Source organism: Rhodococcus zopfii NBRC 100606 = JCM 9919, assembly GCF_001895025.1.
In the GTDB taxonomy this organism is placed as follows: Bacteria; Actinomycetota; Actinomycetes; order Mycobacteriales; family Mycobacteriaceae; genus Rhodococcus; species Rhodococcus zopfii.
In genome coordinates this window covers 38,019-53,386 of the sequence record NZ_BCXI01000044.1, presented here as the reverse complement: position 1 = coordinate 53,386, position 15,368 = coordinate 38,019, and the positions used below count along the sequence as shown (strand labels likewise).

The following is a 15,368-nucleotide window of genomic DNA, read 5'->3' as shown; positions in this document are numbered from 1 at the left end:
CCGACGCACAAGACAGCCGCGCGCGGCGGTTTGCGCGCGGATATCCACCGTCCGTGCATATTTCACCACCACGGGCTCAGCTGCCGACGGCGACGATGTCGTTTGCTAGGGTTCGGGCAGACACATCGGGGGATTCTGTCCGGGGGGAACAGTGACGTTGAAGGTCGATCCGGAGGCACTGCGCGCGTTTGCTGCATCCGTCACCGCCGCAGCCGAGGCAATGACCGAATGGAACATCGGTGAACCGTTCGAGGGTTCGCAATCAGCGCTTCCCGGAACCGATTTCGGCGACCTGTGCATTCGCGGAAATGTCGCGACCGCCTTCGCGCTGAGCAACCTGCACTCGCGGTTGCTCGAGATCGCCGACCTCGCCGACGGCTCCGCCAACAACTACGAGATCACCGAAGCCGATTTCGTTGCCGCCCTCTCGGCGATGGACCTGCCCCGGTGACACCGACCGTCTCCGCCGTCACCACGTGGAATCCCGACGCACTCCGGGCAACAACCGACTCGCTCGACGGACTCGTCGAGAAACTCGACGGCCGACTGCGAGGTCTCGTCGACGACCAGGATGCGCTCGCCGCACAGTGGAACAGTGCTGCCGCACGTTCCGCGGCCGCACGAATCGTGCACGAACGATCGCTGGGCAGCGCCATCGCCGGAGCCCTCCAACAGGTCGCAGACGCCTATCGCACCGGCGCGGTGATCACCGAAGGCGCGCGCATGCACCTGACAACGGTGGTCAACAGCGCCGAGCAACAGGAGTTCACGGTCCACGACGACGGGACCGTCGACGCGTCGGCCCAGATCGCCCTGCTCCAACTCCTGCTTCCGGAACCGGGAAGCTTCGACCTCGCCCGAGTCCGGCTCGAGCAGGATGCCGCCGCACTCACCGTCACGCTCCTCGAAGCACTCGTCCAGGCCCAAGCCTCCGTCCTCGACGCCTCCACCCGCATCGGCGCCGCCCTGACAGCACTCGAAGATGCGGGGAGGGCCACCACTCCCGGAAAGGTCGTCCGGTCCGAGAACGGGGAATTCTCGTGGCAACCGGACGTGCAGGCCACCGTCGCAGCATCCACCATCGGCGTGATGGCAGACGCAACCGGAACGGGGTTGAAGAACGCGGCGATTGCGTCGGTCGATGACATAGCCCGAAACATCGCACGTGGGCTCGGACCGTTCGCTGCCGCGATCGGCACGGTCCCCGCAATCGCAAACGACATCAAAGGCGGAATGGATCCCACCAAAGCGATAGTGACGGAAGGCGCCGGCTCTGCTGCCGGTTTCGTCGCCGCATTTTATGCCAGCGCCAAGGTCGGCGGGGCCATTGGAACTGGGGTTGCTCCGGGCGTGGGGACTGCCGTCGGCCTGGTCGTGGGCGGGATCGCCGGAGCAGGCATCACGTACCTCACCTCGAAGTCCCTGCAAGCAATTTGGGACTGAACCAATGATCACGCCGAAACACAGGCATCGACGAGGAGTATTGCCATGACGGGACCGAGCCCGGGCTCCGACACACCGCGGAACGATTCCCAGGATCGGGATGAGCCCCCGGCGTGGCCGCAGCCGCTACGCTTCATACCACTTGCATTTGCGTTCATGATATTGGCGGTCGGTACGCTTGCCGTCGCTCTCGCAGTACGAGATCTTCGCCGCGCTCCCTTTTTGCTTGCCCCTGCCGGGTTCGTCGGTGGAGCAGCAGCGCTCGCGCTGTTGTCACTCCTTGGTTTTCAAGAGGCTGGATTTCGACATATCCGCCTGTCGCGCACGGTGCAGACGCGGGAAGATCCCGACTTCGGCACAGGAGTGCGGATTCCCATGAGCCGGACGCTGGCCCCCCTCCTGATTGCAGCTCTCGCCGGTGGGGCCGTATACGGCGCGTCCGCCGCCGCCGCCTGGTATCTCGGCGTCGGAGAGGCGCTACTTCCGTCCGGCCGGGACACCCGTGGAGGCGCGATGGTCATGGCGGGGTGCGCAATCGGCTCGATCGCCGTCATCCTGCTCTTCACTGTGACCCGGTTCGACACCACCGTGAGCATCTATCGCGACGGTGTCGAACGGTACGTTCGTCGACGAATACTGTTCTCCACCCAAGTTTCCAGATTATTCCTTCCTTGGAACGAGATCTCCGCCATCGGCGTCGGCGACATCGGCGTCAGGGGGAACTTCGAACCAGGTAAGCACCCCGCGATCGACCTGTACACCGAGTTTGTTCCGGACTCCGTGCGCACACTGCACGATACCGACCACAGAATCACCCTGATGGCGCACGTGCTGCCCGTCGAACCCAACACCCTGCTTGCACTTCTCCGGAAGCTCCACGCCGAGCCCGAGCAACGCGCGCTCATCACCCGACCCGACGCGGTCGAACTTCTGCGCCCGCCCCCACTATTCGAACGATTCCGGGCAGCGCGAGCACAGAAGACGGCACGATGATTCCTCAATCCCCCGATACGAATACGCTTCGCGGGTATCTCGACGCGCACGAGGTCGCACTGATCCCGGTCCACCCGAACGAAACGCGTCATCCAGGCGTCGCACTCCCCCTTCCCGAGGGTTGGGTCGAGGTTGCACACGGCGTGTTTCCGCAGGCGCACACCGTGATCGTTGCACCGAAGTACACCGTCGACGACTGGACTCCCAACGCGGCCCTGCTGCACGGACGGCTTTCGCGGTGGCGTCCCACCGACGAACTGCTCGACATCGCAGCAACAGAAACGCGCTCTCTCTCCGAGTGGCTCGAATTGCATTCGTCGACAGCCGACTTCCACGGACACCGGTCGGTGTTCGTGCACGGCACGTACCGGGTCGACGACACGGAGTTCGAGGCCGCAACACGCTACGTGGTGATCGACGACGCGTACGACCGATATCTGACCCAACTGACCGTGACCACCCGCGCGCACTCGAGCACCGACCTCGCCGCGAGCGCACTCGCGATCCACACCGGACTTTCCGTGGACACGACACCCGGCTCTGATTTCTCAGGATGACGACGTCGGTTCGTCACCGAGATCCGCCGAGCGAAGAGACAGCCACACGTTCACCCGCGCGGATATCTACTGCCGTGCGGATCTTCGATCAGGGAGTCCCATGGACCCGCTCGTGCAACGACTCCATGCGCAGATCGAGATCGCGCGCGGTGTCGGCCGCGAGACGCAGTTCCTCGCGCAGTTCCCGGGGAACAGCGCGGTCGTGCTTGTAGTAGATCTTGTGCTCGAGACTCGCCCAGAAATCCATCGCGACCGTGCGGATCTGCAGTTCGACGTACACGGATTCGACCCGGTCCGACATGAACACCGGGATCTGGACGATCACGTGCACACTGCGGTAGCCGTTGGGCTTGGGATGCTCGATGTAGTCCTCGATCTCGACCACACCCACGTCGGCCTGCCGGGTGATCATCTCCATGATCCGGTAGACGTCGGAGGTGAAACTGCACGTGATGCGGATACCCGCGATGTCGCGGATGTGCTCGCGAATTGCCTCGACGGTCCGCGGCACACCCTTGCGCCGAGCCTTCACCAGGATCGAATCGAGTGATTTCAGCCGCGATTTGACGTGTTCGATGGGGTTGTAGTCGTGGACGTAGCCGAATTCGTCGCGCAGGATGTTGATCTTCGTCATCATCTCGTCGATGCCGAATTTGTACACCATGAGGAAGCGCTGCAGGTCGCCTCGAAACTCGACAGGCGACAGTTCCGATTCGAGCGGCAGGTGATCCGCCGGGTCGATCGCAGGCCCCTGCAGGGCGGCCGGATCACTGTGATCCGTGCCGTCCACCGTCGCTGTCACTGTTGGTCCTCCTCGAACATGCTTCTGTTCGAGTCTGCCAGCTTTCTGCGGCGGCCGCCGGAACGGTCGAACAACACCTCGCGAAGCGTGCGGGGTGACACCCCCGCGACACGGCGGGCCTTGCCACGCGAGATCAGGATGCCGGTCAGCGCGATCACCCAGATCGGATACTGCGCCAGCCAAGCCACGCGGAACGACTCGAACGTGTACCCGCCGAGCCGTTCGAGCACGATGCCCATGACCTGCACGACGATGAGGGTCGCGAGGAAACCGCCGATGTTCACGATCCCGTTGGCGGTTCCCAGCGCGGCGCTCGGGTTGAAGGCGCGGGCATAGTCGAAGCCGATCATCGAGCCGGGGCCGCCGACGGAGATCACGACGATCAGCAGCACCAGCAGCCACACCGGTGCCGGACCCGGCAGCGCGAGCACCACCGACCACATGGTGACGCTGCCGAGCACGCTGCCGAGCACCAGCCAGGACCGGTGGTTCGGGAACCGCCCCGACAGAACGCCGAGGACCGGTCCGGCGAGGATGGCCGTCGCCACCGACACGGTGAGCAGCGACCCGGCCGCCGCCGCGGACAGACCCTGCGCGGACTGCAGGTACGGGATGCCCCACATCAGCGCGAAGGTGGTGACCGAGAACTGGGTGCCCATGTGGGTGAAGAACCCGAGCCGGGTGCCCGGGCGTTTCCACACGACCGCGATCTGCCCACCGACCGCGCGTAGCCCGGCTGGTTCCGAACGGACCTCGACGCCGGGCGGTGCGTCGCGCACGATCGCGACCACCAGGACGCAGGCGAGCACGCCGAGTGCCGCGGCACTTCCGTATGCGGCGGTCCAGCCGGCGCCGGACAGGATCAGGACGAACGGCACCGCCGAGAGCACCTGCCCCAACTGGCCGAGGATGCCGGTCAGTTGGGACACCAGCGGTACCCGGCGCGGCTCGAACCACACCGGTACCAGCCGCAGCACCGAGATGAACGTCAGCGCGTCACCGGCGCCGACGAATACTCGGGCCGTGTAGGCGAGGGGAAGCGATTCGGTGGTCGCGAGGACAAGTTGCGCGACCGCCATGATCGCGGCGCCGGTCGCGATCATGGCGCGCGAGCCGAACCGGTCGAGCAGCACCCCGGCCGGGATCTGCATGGCCGCGTAGACAACGATCTGCAGGACGACGAACCCGGACAGCACGGCCGGTGAGACGTCGAACCGTTCGGTCGCGGCCAGGCCGGAGACACCGAACGCGGTGCGGTGCAGGACTGCGACGACGTAGGCGAAGACCCCGATGCTCCAGACCAGCCACACGCGCTTCATGATGTCTAGACTTTAACGCGTCCAGATAGGTTACTTTCGGGTACTACTCGCAGCCGAGGGGCGCGCCGCGACCGTGGGGTACGGCGGGCTCTTTCGAATGCCGCAACCACGATGTCCGGCAAGTCGGCTGCCGATGAGGTCGAGCGAGCGCACACTGCCCGCGTCAGGCGGGTGCCGCGGACGCATCCCGTTGCCGGTCCACAACCAGCAGAAGATGGAGCATGTAGAGCAGCACACCACCGTTCGCGGCAAGGACGAGCCCGAGCACCAAGCCGGGGATCAGCCCCGGGAGCAGCATCGCGGCCCCGAAGGCAATGCTGAGCAGGCCCATTGCCAATTGCGCCATGAAGAGGCGGATCAACACGGGTGGTCGCGGGGCCGTCGGTGACTCCTCATCGCGTTTCGTGAACAGCGGTGCCACGTTCCGCACCAGCGTCAGGACGCCGCCCACGATGTTGAGCAAGCCGATGAGCACCGTCAACGTCGGGACCAAGACATAGGGAATGACGGTGGACACGATCCCCAGGGCCGCGAAGACGAGGCCGACGACGATCATCAGCCACGTGCGGGGGAACACCCCGACCGGGGTGCTACCCGAAGCGAGCATCTCGACGGCAAAGATCACCATGAGGAGCCCCAGCTGCGCACTGCCCGAGAACGGCAGCACCCCGAGGTTCACCGGCACCAGCAGCACGCCGAGAAGCACCAGGAAGATGCCGGTCAGGAGCATCAAGGTGTGGTCGGTCACGAGTCCGCCCGCGTCCCCCGCGCGTGCCTGCGCCTGCTGCGGGAACGCGCGATCGACTGCCCAGAGCTGACCCGCGAGGACGAAGAGCGCCACCCCGTAGGTCAGCACCGTCACGGCCACCGCCGCCACGGCCACCGCCGCCACGGCCACCGCTTGCCGGAGCAGCAGGATCAGAGCGACCAGGACGGCGAGAGAGTAGACGACGACACAGGCCAGTGCCAGACGCCGGAGCTCCCGACTGCCCCGCCACCACAGGCGGAACCGTCCCCCGAGGAAGAGGCACAGCAGCTGCGTGGCCCCGCCGAGGCCGAAGCACACCACCAACAGCAGCCGAGGCGCCTCGCCGAGCAGGTCGGGTACGAAGCAGTTCACAATCCCCGCCGCGGCGATCACCGTACCGGCCGCGATCAGGGTCGGCGATCTCCTCACGTCGCCGAACGGCGTCACGCCGAGGAGTACGGCCTGCAACGCGAAGACGAACAGGACGAGTCCGTACAGGCCGTCCTCGTAGTAGGACAACACGCCCTGCGAGATCGGCACCAGCAACACCCCCGTGATGGCGGCGCCCAGCGCGGCGACCCACAGGATCACGATCTCGAGCGGGACATCCGCCGGCTTCCGCCACCGAGGCGCCGACCTCGTCAACACGACCGGGAGTCCTCACCCACACGGAACAACTTCTGTTGCTTCGCAACGACTTCCATGCGTCGTCAGCCTCCGGGCGCAGGATCCTCACGCGGCCGATCACCACATGGTCGCGCGACCTGGTTCCGAGCTTATCCAGCCTGCCCATCGGTTCGGCGGGAACCGTCGAGAAGAGGAGAACCCGTCATCGCACCAACGAGACGGATGCCCGGGGGGGGTCAGCGTCCGGCCACACGAGGCACGGACCCTGACGCGCCCCGGGCGCCGACACTACTCGCGGCCGAGCGACACCCACGTCGGGTCGGCGGCACGCGGGCCGACCACCAGGTCCGCGAGCGTATCCAGGCGACCGACCTGTTCCCGGTCGAGAGTCACGTCCAACGCCCCGACGTTCTCGGTGACGCGCTCGGCGAAGCGGGTGCCCGGGATCGACACCGACGGCAACCCGAACGTGCGGGCCTTGTCGTCGAGCCACGCGAGCGCCACCTGCGCGATGGTCGCGTCGAGCTCGTCGGCGACGGCACGGACCTCACCGCGCACCTTCAGATTCCCCGGCAGCGCGTCCTCCGCGAAGCGCGGGAAGCGGCGACGCAGGTCCTTCTCCTCGACCTGCGTCGCGTCGAACGCGTCGGTCAGCAGACCGCGGCTCACCGGCGAGTACGGCACGAACCCGATGGCGAGTTCCGCGGCGGTCGGCACCACGTGCTTCTCGACGTCGCGCGAGACGATGCTCCACTCGGACTGGATCGCCGCGATCGGATGGACTGCGTGCGCGCGGCGCAGTTCGTCACCGGTCGCCTCCGACAGTCCGATGTTCCGGACCTTGCCGGCGCGGACCAGTTCGGCCAGCGCGCCGACCGTCTCCTCGATCGGAACCTCGGGGTCGACGCGGTGCAGGTAATACAGGTCGACGCTGTCGACACCGAGCCGCTGCAGCGACTCGTCGATCGCCTGCCGAGCGTACTCGGGGCGACCGTTGATCCGGCGGTTGCGCGGACCGGCGGCGTTGCTGCCACCGAGCGCGCCGATGAGCCCGAACTTGGTGGCCAGCTGCACCTCGTCGCGGCGGTCCTTCAGCAGCTTGCCGACCACGGTCTCGCTGAGTCCGTCACCGTAGACGTTGGCGGTGTCGATGAACGTCACGCCCAGGTCGACGGCGTGATGCAGGGTCGCGAGCGCCTCGCCGGGATCGGTGGCGCCGTAGACGGGGGCGACCGACATGGCGCCGTAACCCTGCGCGCTGACGGTCAGACCGGGAGCCAGTTCGACGGTGGGGACGGGCATGAACTCTCCTCGTGATTCCTCGATTCCCGAGCACGCAGCGGCCCGGGCACATTTCCGTCATCCGATCCTTCCCGAAATCCCGCGCGGCGGCAGGACTTGAAATCGCCATGATCCCAACGGGGTCCGACCTACGCTGGATCCATGGCGATCGACTGGCTCGAATTGCAGCGCACGGCCGCACGCGGATTCACCGACCGGCTCACCCGGGTGACCGACTGGTCGGCGCCCACACCCGACACGGAGTGGGACGTCGCCCAACTGGTCGAGCACATGGTCGACGAGCAGCGGTGGATTCCCCCGTTGTTGTCGGGTATGACCGTCGCCGACGCCGAGGCCGGCCTCGCTCCGATCGGTGACGACCTGCGCGCCGAATGGTCCCGCTACGCCGAGTCCGCGGGCACCGCGTGGGCGGCCACCGACCCGGACGCTCCCGTGCACCTGTCCTACGGTGTCGTGCGCTGCCGCGACTATCTCAGACAGCAGGTCGCCGACATCGCGATCCACACCTGGGATCTCGCCCGAGGCGTCGGCGGCGACGACCGTCTCGACCCGGACCTGGTCGCGGCGGTCTGGGCGGACATCGAACCCCAGCGCGACATGCTCGCGGCGAGCGGTCTGTTCGCAGATCCGGTCCCGGTCCCCGACGACGCGCCGCTGCAGGACCGGTTGCTGGCCCTGACCGGCCGCGACCCCCGACGAGGAGACACGTCATGAGCACAGGTGACCCCGACGTCAAACCCCGCAGCCGCGACGTCACCGACGGTCTCGAGAAGGCCGCCTCCCGCGGCATGCTCCGCGCGGTCGGCATGGGCGACGACGACTGGGGTAAACCGCAGATCGGGGTCGCGTCGTCGTGGAACGAGATCACTCCGTGCAACCTGTCCCTGGACCGGCTGGCCCGGGCCGTCAAGGACGGGGTGCACGCGGCCGGCGGGTATCCGCTCGAATTCGGGACCATCTCCGTCTCCGACGGCATCTCCATGGGGCACGAGGGCATGCACTTCTCCCTGGTGTCGCGCGAGGTGATCGCCGACAGCGTCGAGACGGTGATGCAGGCCGAGCGCCTCGACGGATCGGTGCTGCTCGCCGGGTGCGACAAATCGCTGCCCGGGATGCTCATGGCCGCGGCGCGGCTGAACCTGGCCGGGGTGTTCCTCTACGCCGGATCGATCCTGCCCGGCACCGCGAAACTGTCCGACGGCACCGAACGCGACGTGACGATCATCGACGCGTTCGAAGCGGTCGGCGCGTGCGCACGGGGGTTGATGTCCCGCGACGATCTCGACGCCATCGAGCGGGCGATCTGCCCGGGCGAAGGGGCGTGCGGGGGGATGTACACCGCGAACACAATGGCCAGCGCCGCCGAAGCACTCGGCATGTCACTGCCGGGAAGCGCGTCGCCGCCGGCCACCGACCGGCGGCGCGACGGCTACGCGCGCCGCAGCGGGCAGGCCGTCGTCGAGTTGCTGCGCCGCGGCATCACCACCGCCGACATCCTCACCAAGGAGGCATTCGAGAACGCCATCGCGGTCGTGATGGCGTTCGGAGGTTCGACCAACGCGGTGCTGCATCTGCTGGCGATCGCGCACGAAGCCGACGTGGAACTGAACCTCGACGATTTCGTCCGGGTCGGTGCGCGGGTCCCGCACCTCGCCGACGTCAAACCGTTCGGGGCGCACGTCATGAAGGACGTCGACCACATCGGTGGGGTGCCGGTGGTGATGAAGGCCTTGCTGGACGCCGGTCTGCTGCACGGCGACTGCCTGACCGTCACCGGCCGCACCGTCGCGGAGAACCTCGCCGACATCGAGCCCCCCGACCCGGACGGCAAGGTGCTGCGTGCCCTCGGCAACCCGATCCATCCCACCGGCGGCATCACGATCCTGCGTGGCACGCTCGCCCCGGAGGGCGCGGTGGTCAAGTCCGCAGGATTCGACGAGTCGGTGTTCGAGGGCACCGCACGCGTCTTCGAACGTGAACGGGCCGCGATGGACGCCCTCGAGGACGGCACCATCACCGCCGGTGACGTGGTGGTCATCCGCTACGAAGGACCCAAGGGCGGGCCGGGGATGCGGGAGATGCTCGCCATCACCGGGGCCATCAAGGGAGCCGGCCTCGGCAAGGACGTCCTGCTGCTCACCGACGGCCGGTTCTCCGGCGGCACCACCGGCCTGTGCGTCGGGCACGTCGCCCCGGAAGCCGTCGACGCCGGCCCGATCGCGTTCGTCCGCGACGGCGACCGGATCCGGCTCGACGTTGTGAACGGCACCCTCGACGTTCTCGTCGACGAGGCGGAACTCGAGCAGCGCCGCACCGGCTGGGAGCCGCTGCCGCCCAGGTACACCCGGGGGGTCCTCGCGAAGTACACGAAGCTGGTCGGGTCCGCCTCTACCGGCGCCGTCTGCGGCTGACCCCTCGTGCGTGGTTTCGGCAGCGGGAGCTACCGAAACCACGCACGAGCACGGGAATCAGATGGGACGGAAGCCGCTGCCGACACCGCCGCCCGCGTTCACGTCGGCCATGATCGTGGTGAAGTTGGTGCCGACCTCCGGGCCGATGCACGGCGCAGCGAGATAGGCGTTGACCATCGCGACGAGGGTCGTGCCGATGACGAGCGGCGCCCCGGAGTCGCCCTCGACGACGCAGACCTGGGTCCACGTCTCCTGCGACCCGAACACATCACCCCACACGACACCGCACGTGTTGCCGGTGGTGCGGCCCTCCTTGCAGGCAAGATTCGGGAACTGGGGCGGCGCACCGACTCCGGTGATCGTCACGTTCCCCACCCGATTCACCGCGTCGACCCTGCCCGGATCGAACTGGATCACCGCGTAGTCGAGCGCCTCGTCGCCAGCCACGATGCGGCCCAACACCCCAGCGCCGACATTGGCTTCGGCCTTCACCGTCGCACCCGGACCACCACAGTGAGCCGCGGTGAATCCGACCAGACGGCCGGCAGCGTCGTAGCCGATCGTGGTCAGCGTGCAGTCGAAGATATCGGTGGTGCCGTCACCGATCGTGATGCCGGATCCGCCACCCAGAGGAACCCCACCGGGCACCGCTGTCGCGACGCCGGCACCGCCCCCGGCCAGCGCAATCGTCGCCGCGAACGCCATCGCCCATTTCTTGAACATCCCGCCCCTCCCGCCCGGCCACGGAAGGCCGCGTCAGCGCATCAGCCTATCTGTCCGCCGGTCGCCCCGAGGCTCTCCAACGCTTTTTTGGCTTCCTCCAATTGAGCGCTGAGCTGCGCAACCCGCTCCTCCGCGGCCTGTCGCGCCTCGTCGATCACCGACTGCACGGCCTCGAGCGCGGACTCGTCGCCCAGTTCCCGCACGGCCCGCTCGACCGCGTCGGGACCGACCGGAGTGGGCTTGCCGACCCGTCGGGTGCCGTGCGTGACCGCGACCGTCCATTCGGTGTCCGGATCGATCGTGATCGTGATGCTGACGCCGGGCTGCTTCTTCGGCCTGCGGGCCGCGGGCTTCGGCTTCGAAGCCGGCTCGACGGACTGAGAGGGGGGTGTGGACACGGCGGTCTCCTTCGTCGCGGGCTTCGCCACCGGTGAGGTCGAGGCGGCAGGCTTCGCCACCGGTGAGGTCGAGGCGGCAGGCTTCGGCGCGGGCGCCGGTTTCGCGACCGGCCGGGGCGCGGCCGGTGCCGCCTCGGCGGGGCGGGTTCTCGGGGCTACAGCCGGCCGGGTCATGCGCAGTTCGTCGAATTCGAAGGGCAGCTCGTCGTTGACGCCCTTGGGCCGAACCATGACCGTGCGACCGTCGACTGCGATGACCTTCGCCGATGCCCCCGGCTCGATGCCCAGACTCGGAATACCCTCGATGAGATAGACGGTCGCGCGCCGGTCCTCAGCAAGCGCGGTGGTCAGCTCGGCAAGCTGCTCGTCGCTGAGGTGGTCTGCTCCGGCTCGTCTGCGGGGCGGCATGCCACGTCCTTCCTGGATTCGGGTGAATCGGTCCCGGGGTGGGTGGATCGCGAACACTGTCGCACACAGGTACGACACGCCGATGTGCGACTCTTCGAAGGTCGGGTCGTGTTCGCGGCGCGGATGGTGGGTGTTCGTCGAGCGAGCCGTCGGGCGGGCCCGGCGGCGGTGAGGAGGACAGGCGTGGAGGCTTCGGAGCGACAGGCCGACGACCCCGGACCGGCGGTGCCGGAGACGACGCCGTCGCTCGGCCCGGAATCGCTGGCGGGGGTACAGCGTGCGTTCGAACGTTCCGTGCTCGGCGGCGACCGCCGCTACACCCAGCAACAAGCCGCGGAACTCGCCGGGGTGGCGACCGAGCGCGCCCAACGTCTCTGGCAGGCCTTGGGTTTCGCCATCGACCCGGATCCGGATGCGGTGATGTTCACCGACGGGGACGTGCAGGCACTGCGGAACATCTCGGCGCTCGTCTCCAGCGGTGCGGTCGCCGCCGACATGGAGATGCCGGCCGCGCGATCACTCGGCCAGTCGATGTCCCGCCTCGCCGAATGGCAGGTCTCGCTGCTCAACACCCACATCCTCGACCGGCTCGACACCGCCTATGCGGGAACCGCCCCGACCGAGGCGGAGATCGACGATTTCGTCGGTTCGCTGCTGCGCGACGTCCTGCAGCTCGTCGAGCAGACCCAGATGTTCGTGTGGCGCCGGCACCTGGTCGCGACGACCGAGCGCAACATCGTCAGCGCCCGGGGGGAATCGACGAGCCGCGATCTCGTCGTGGGTTTCGCCGACATGGTCGGTTACACGCGCCTGACACGTCGCATCGAGGCCGACGAACTCAGCGACCTGCTCGAGGAGTTCGAGTCCGCGGTCGCCACGATCATTGCGCAGGGGCGCGGCTGGGTGATCAAGACCGTCGGTGACGAGGTGATGTTCGCGGCGGAGGATCCCGTCGACGGGGCCCGGATCGCGCTGGCGCTGCAGGAGTCGTTCGGGGCCCGGGAGGACGCCCCGGATCTGCGGGTGGGGCTGGCGTGGGGGCCGGCCCTGGCACGGTTCGGCGACCTGTTCGGTTCGGTCGTCAACATCGCGGCCCGATTGACGGGCGTGGCGCGTCCCGGCACGATCCTCGTCGATTCGGCGCTGGCCGACCGGCTCGAATCGTCCGGCGAGTTCGAGGTGCGTTCGATCCGGAATCTGCGCGTCAAGGACTTTCATCGGTTGCGGCCGTCGGTACTGCGTTCGGCCCGTTCCTGACCGGCCGCCATCCGCGGGCGGCCAGGAAGTCGTCGACGACGCGCTCGCACGCCGCACGGTCGAGTGACGGCAGTGTCGCGAGTTTGGTGAACACGACGGGCCCGAGCAGTTGTGCGAGCGCGAGGTCGTAGTCGAGATCACCGAGCAGTTCCCGCGCGGTGGGGGTATCGAAGACCCGGTCGAAGGCCTCGCGATACCGCTCGACGAGACGCTCGCGCAACGAGAGCAGTTCCGGGCGTTCGTTGCTCAGCGCCTCGGCGCTCGAGTAGTCGCCGAGTCCAGGCCCGAGCCCCATCCAGCACATCGCCGTCAACGGGATGGGAATCTCGTCGAGGATCCGTGCCTGCGCGACGACCAGCGCCACCAGCTGATCGCGCAGGTCACCGTCCGGGACGGGCGGGATCGGGGGCAGCATCCGCGCGAAGGCCGCTGCGACGAGTTCCTCGCCGCCGGCGAAATGCCGGTAGAGGGTGGCCCGCGCGACGCGTGCCAGACCGGTCACTGCATCGATGGTCACGGCTTCGGCTCCGCCCTTCGCGAGCAGCGCGGTCGCGGCATCGAGCAGCCGCGCCCGTGACCGCGCCTTGCGGGGATCTTCGTCGTCGTGGTGCCGGCCGGCACCTACGGACGGGTCGCGATCGGGGCCGTCGGCGGCGGCGCCCGGCAGGGGCTGGGTACTCACGTCCACAGTTGTATCCGTTCGCCCTCGCCCTTGCCTGTGATACCGACCGTTCAGCTACGATACCGATAGTCTCGTTTCTCGGTGACCCCGCTCCGGAAGGCCGGCTCGTGTCCGAAACGTCAGAGAAGAGCACGACCCGCGCCACTGCAACTCCGGAAGCACCGTCAACGCCGGAAACACCGGCCCGCCTGACGCGTGCGCAGTGGTGGCTGTTGGTCGTCGCCTGCGCGGCGGTCGCTCTCGTCGTCGCCGCGATGGCGTCCCTGAACATGGCGTTGCCCGACATCGCCGTCGACGTCGGCGCGACCCAGAGCCAGCTGACCTGGATCGTGGACAGCTACACGCTCGTGCTCGCGGCGTTCCTGCTCCCGGCGGGTGCACTCGGCGACCGCTACGGCCGCCGCGGCGTGCTCGTCGCAGGCCTGGCGATCGTCGGTGTGGCGTCGGCGCTGCCGCTCGTACTCGACAGCCCCACGTGGATCATCGTCGCGCGCGGGCTGGCGGGCCTGGGAGCGGCGCTGGTCATGCCGGCAACCCTGTCGGTGATCACCGCCGGCTTCCCCGAGGAACGCCGCGCGCGGGCGGTCGGCATCTGGGCCGGAACCGCGGGGGCAGGCTGCATCGCAGGCATGCTCGTTTCCGGGGTGATTCTCGAATACAGCTCGTGGCTAATGATTTTCGTGTGTTTCGCGGTGGCCGCTGCGGTGCTGCTCACGGCGTCCCTGACGATCGCGTCCTCGCGAGCCCAGGAGCAGTGGCCGCCGGACCTGCTCGGCAGCGCGCTGTCGATTCTCGCGGTCGGATTGTTCGTGTTCGGACTCATGGAGGGTCCGCACCGCGGCTGGGCCGACGCCTCGGTGCTCGCCTGCATCATCCTGGGTCTCGCTGCGGCAACGGGTTTCGTGCTCGCCGAACTGCACACTCCCGATCCCCTGCTCGACGTCCGGTTGTTCACCGATCGCGCATTCGGCTCCGGGGCGCTGACGTTGCTGTTCCAATTCGTCGCGATGTTCGGCGTGTTCTTCATCGTCGTGCAGTACCTGCAGCTCGTGCTCGGCTACTCGCCGCTCGATTCGTCGATCCAGCTGATCCCGCTCATCCTGCTGGTGATGACGGTGTCGGTCCTGATCCCGCCGATCGTGCCACGGGTCGGACTCCGCTTTCTCTTCGCCGGCGGCCTCGCCCTCCTCACGGGTGCATTCGTGCTGATCGGGGAACTCGATCCGCAGTCGTCGACCGTCCTGATCAACGCCGCCCTGTTGCTGCCGGGCATCGGCATGGGCATGGTCTCGGCGCCGGCGACACACGCGATCGTGTCGAGCACGCCCGACGACAAGCAGGGCGTGGCGTCCGCGGTCAACGACGCCACCCGCGAGCTCGGCGCGGCGATCGGTGTCGCGGTCGCGGGCAGCATGCTCGCCGCGATGTACGGCCGGGGGATCGAACCGGTCGCCGAAATGATCCCGGACCCCACCGCCCGCAGCGCCGTGTCGGATTCGTTGGCGTCGGCGCTGAAGGTCGCGGAGGCCGCGGGACCGCGCGGAGACGAACTCGCGGATCTGGCCCGTTCGGCGTTCCTCGAGGGGATGCAGCAGGCATCGTGGACGATCGCGGTGATCCTTGCGGTCGGGGCCGTCGTCGCGGCGTTTCTCTCGCCGGGCCGGCCCCGGATCACGAAGGGCCGAGAACCGGCCTGAT

Annotated in this window: 15 protein-coding genes; 8 read left to right on the top strand and 7 right to left on the bottom strand. The window is 67.9% G+C overall.

The features are described from left to right. Positions 1-151 precede the first annotated feature (151 nt). From RZ1_RS24250 to RZ1_RS24235, 4 genes are all read left to right on the top strand, one after another. Entirely contained in the window at positions 152-451 is a 300-nt protein-coding gene (locus RZ1_RS24250) for a hypothetical protein (RefSeq protein WP_238071854.1), read from the top strand. Beyond that, entirely contained in the window at positions 448-1,443 is a 996-nt protein-coding gene (locus RZ1_RS24245; RefSeq protein ID WP_072815061.1) for a hypothetical protein, read from the top strand. Before RZ1_RS24250 ends, RZ1_RS24245 begins: the two co-directional genes overlap by 4 nt. Positions 1,444-1,599: 156 nt before the next feature. Further along, positions 1,600-2,436, top strand: coding sequence for a hypothetical protein (locus tag RZ1_RS24240; RefSeq protein ID WP_139281961.1), 837 nt, complete (start codon positions 1,600-1,602; stop codon positions 2,434-2,436). After that, the gene (locus tag RZ1_RS24235; protein ID WP_072815059.1) at positions 2,433-2,993 is read left to right on the top strand and encodes an LpqN/LpqT family lipoprotein; all 561 of its coding nucleotides are present in this window, start codon (positions 2,433-2,435) and stop codon (positions 2,991-2,993) included. Before RZ1_RS24240 ends, RZ1_RS24235 begins: the two co-directional genes overlap by 4 nt. An 88-nt stretch (positions 2,994-3,081) precedes the next feature. Here RZ1_RS24235 and RZ1_RS24230 read toward each other — a convergent pair whose 3' ends face one another. The 4 genes from RZ1_RS24230 to RZ1_RS24215 form a co-directional block, all read right to left on the bottom strand. Further along, entirely contained in the window at positions 3,082-3,657 is a 576-nt protein-coding gene (locus RZ1_RS24230) for a GTP pyrophosphokinase (RefSeq protein WP_083583890.1), read from the bottom strand. Between the two features lie 134 nt (positions 3,658-3,791). Then, entirely contained in the window at positions 3,792-5,114 is a 1,323-nt protein-coding gene (locus RZ1_RS24225) for an MFS transporter (protein ID WP_072815058.1), read from the bottom strand. 163 nt (positions 5,115-5,277) lie between these two features. After that, entirely contained in the window at positions 5,278-6,510 is a 1,233-nt protein-coding gene (locus tag RZ1_RS24220; RefSeq protein ID WP_139281960.1) for a hypothetical protein, read from the bottom strand. A 267-nt stretch (positions 6,511-6,777) separates the two neighbouring features. Beyond that, a complete protein-coding gene (locus RZ1_RS24215; protein WP_072815057.1) occupies positions 6,778-7,791 on the bottom strand; it encodes an aldo/keto reductase in 1,014 nt (337 codons plus the stop codon). 141 nt (positions 7,792-7,932) lie between these two features. Here RZ1_RS24215 and RZ1_RS24210 point away from each other — a divergent pair, with 141 nt between their 5' ends. Together RZ1_RS24210 and ilvD are read left to right on the top strand one after the other, a co-directional pair. Continuing rightward, the gene (locus RZ1_RS24210; protein WP_072815056.1) at positions 7,933-8,505 is read left to right on the top strand and encodes a TIGR03086 family metal-binding protein; all 573 of its coding nucleotides are present in this window, start codon (positions 7,933-7,935) and stop codon (positions 8,503-8,505) included. Next, a complete protein-coding gene (ilvD, locus tag RZ1_RS24205; RefSeq protein ID WP_072815055.1) occupies positions 8,502-10,202 on the top strand; it encodes a dihydroxy-acid dehydratase in 1,701 nt (566 codons plus the stop codon). Before RZ1_RS24210 ends, ilvD begins: the two co-directional genes overlap by 4 nt. A gap of 57 nt (positions 10,203-10,259) precedes the next feature. On the opposite strand, the gene RZ1_RS24200 is transcribed toward ilvD, so the two are convergent. Beyond that, positions 10,260-10,925, bottom strand: a complete 666-nt coding sequence (locus RZ1_RS24200; RefSeq protein ID WP_072815054.1) for a chymotrypsin family serine protease — start codon at positions 10,923-10,925, stop codon at positions 10,260-10,262. 41 nt (positions 10,926-10,966) lie between these two features. After that, a complete protein-coding gene (locus tag RZ1_RS24195) occupies positions 10,967-11,731 on the bottom strand; it encodes a DUF6319 family protein (protein WP_072815069.1) in 765 nt (254 codons plus the stop codon). Positions 11,732-11,914: 183 nt separating this feature from the next. Between RZ1_RS24195 and RZ1_RS24190 the strand changes: the two genes are divergently transcribed. Further along, a complete protein-coding gene (locus tag RZ1_RS24190) occupies positions 11,915-12,988 on the top strand; it encodes an adenylate/guanylate cyclase domain-containing protein (RefSeq protein ID WP_238072053.1) in 1,074 nt (357 codons plus the stop codon). Here RZ1_RS24190 and RZ1_RS24185 read toward each other — a convergent pair. Then, positions 12,936-13,553, bottom strand: coding sequence for a TetR/AcrR family transcriptional regulator (locus tag RZ1_RS24185; RefSeq protein WP_072815068.1), 618 nt, complete (start codon positions 13,551-13,553; stop codon positions 12,936-12,938). The two genes, RZ1_RS24190 and RZ1_RS24185, sit on opposite strands and share 53 nt — an antisense overlap. Before the next feature lie 305 nt (positions 13,554-13,858). Here RZ1_RS24185 and RZ1_RS24180 point away from each other — a divergent pair, with 305 nt between their 5' ends. Further along, a complete protein-coding gene (locus RZ1_RS24180; protein WP_072815066.1) occupies positions 13,859-15,367 on the top strand; it encodes an MFS transporter in 1,509 nt (502 codons plus the stop codon). The last annotated feature ends 1 nt before the right edge of the window (position 15,368 follow it).

Bases quoted from the DNA above. Each gene is read 5' to 3' on its own strand.
- RZ1_RS24240 (WP_139281961.1), top strand. From the start codon at position 1,600: ATGATATTGGCGGTCGGTACGCTTGCCGTCGCTCTCGCAGTACGAGAT.
- RZ1_RS24235 (WP_072815059.1), top strand. From the start codon at position 2,433: ATGATTCCTCAATCCCCCGATACGAATACGCTTCGCGGGTATCTCGAC.
- RZ1_RS24230 (WP_083583890.1), bottom strand. From the start codon at position 3,657: ATGGTGTACAAATTCGGCATCGACGAGATGATGACGAAGATCAACATC.
- RZ1_RS24225 (WP_072815058.1), bottom strand. From the start codon at position 5,114: ATGAAGCGCGTGTGGCTGGTCTGGAGCATCGGGGTCTTCGCCTACGTC.
- RZ1_RS24215 (WP_072815057.1), bottom strand. From the start codon at position 7,791: ATGCCCGTCCCCACCGTCGAACTGGCTCCCGGTCTGACCGTCAGCGCG.
- RZ1_RS24210 (WP_072815056.1), top strand. From the start codon at position 7,933: ATGGCGATCGACTGGCTCGAATTGCAGCGCACGGCCGCACGCGGATTC.
- ilvD (WP_072815055.1), top strand. From the start codon at position 8,502: ATGAGCACAGGTGACCCCGACGTCAAACCCCGCAGCCGCGACGTCACC.
- RZ1_RS24200 (WP_072815054.1), bottom strand. From the start codon at position 10,925: ATGTTCAAGAAATGGGCGATGGCGTTCGCGGCGACGATTGCGCTGGCC.
- RZ1_RS24195 (WP_072815069.1), bottom strand. From the start codon at position 11,731: ATGCCGCCCCGCAGACGAGCCGGAGCAGACCACCTCAGCGACGAGCAG.